Raw genomic sequence first — 1,165 nt, forward strand, 5'->3', positions numbered from 1 at the left:
AGCGAAAAGCCCAGCCGCTCGGCCAGCCGGCGCAGCTGCGTGTGCGCACCCTGCCGGCGCTCGAAGGCGTAGCGCGCCAGCGTCACGCCGTCTTCGATCTGGCCGGCTTCCAGCGCGGCCTGGCCAATCAGGTCGCGCACCACGTCACCGGCACTTTGCTGCTGGTAGAACGAGGCCACGCGCAGTTCCACCAGCGACAGCAGCGTGCCCACGCAGACCAGCTGGCAGCCGCCCAGCCGCGGCCGCAACTCGGCCACGCTGCCGGTGAAGACTCGCTCCAGCCCGTCCTCATCGCCCAGGTCCAGCGTCACAGGGTCGCCCACGGCCACGCCGCCGCTTTCGGCCAGCAGCACGCGCAAGCCGTCCAGCGGCACGTCCAGGCTGCGCTCGACGACAAAGCGCGAGGGTGCAGCCACCGGCGCGCTGCTGTCTGCGCTCAGGCTGCCAGCGGTGAAGGCGAAACGGGGGTTCAGGCCAGCCATGTTTGCGAGGCCCTCAATTCGTGGGGAAGCCGCCGTGGGCGCGGGCATCCTTTTCCAGCTCGGCGTCCTGGTAGCCGTGCAGGATCACGTCCCACAGGTACACGCCGAACAGCGGCAGGCCGAGGTGGAAAAACGGGCCGAACCAGCCGTACTGGTTCACATGGCGCAGCTCGTGCTCGTAAAGCGCCTGGGACTTCGGGATGCTCACCGCGCCGCTGTAGGCCGGCGGCGAGACCGGATCCGGCAAGGCCTGCCAGGCGGCGTTCTGTTCGTACTCGCCGTTGACGAAGAAGACGTTGCCGAAGGTGATGCCCAGCAGCCCGTCGAACGAGCCCAGCCAGCCGCCCTTGAAGACCAGCGCAAAGGCATTCAGCCTGCCGGAAGAGGCGACGTCGAAGCCGGGGGTCTGCCAGCTCACATGGCCCAGCGTGAAAGCCCAGACCAGCCAGCGCACCACTTCGCCGATCAGGATGCTGACCTCGATGGCCAGGCCGAACGCGGTGTTCGGCAGCGTCCAGATCACGCCCAGCAGCGACAGCAAAACGCCGCCAAAGCTCCAGTGGCCGTTCGGGTCGAAGCGGTTGACCGGGTCGTTGGCGCAGTAGGCGTAACGGCAGCGCAGCCGCGGCTCGCGCAGCCAGTCGGCCAGCAGGCCGGCGCGCTGCATGCGCTGCGCCGAAGCC

Annotated in this window: 2 protein-coding genes; both read right to left on the reverse strand. The window is 68.9% G+C overall.

All coding sequences use genetic code 11. From position 1 onward, the window contains the following. A partial coding sequence (locus FKP22_RS31125) for a hypothetical protein (RefSeq protein ID WP_211361683.1) occupies window positions 1–482 on the reverse strand: 482 nt, incomplete at its 3' end. A gap of 13 nt (window positions 483–495) precedes the next feature. Then, window positions 496–1,165, reverse strand: a 670-nt coding sequence (locus FKP22_RS31130) for an RHS repeat-associated core domain-containing protein (RefSeq protein WP_211361684.1), incomplete at its 5' end; no start/stop codon positions are given.

The organism is Ideonella azotifigens, assembly GCF_006519715.1.
GTDB lineage: Bacteria > Pseudomonadota > Gammaproteobacteria > Burkholderiales > Burkholderiaceae_C > Ideonella > Ideonella azotifigens.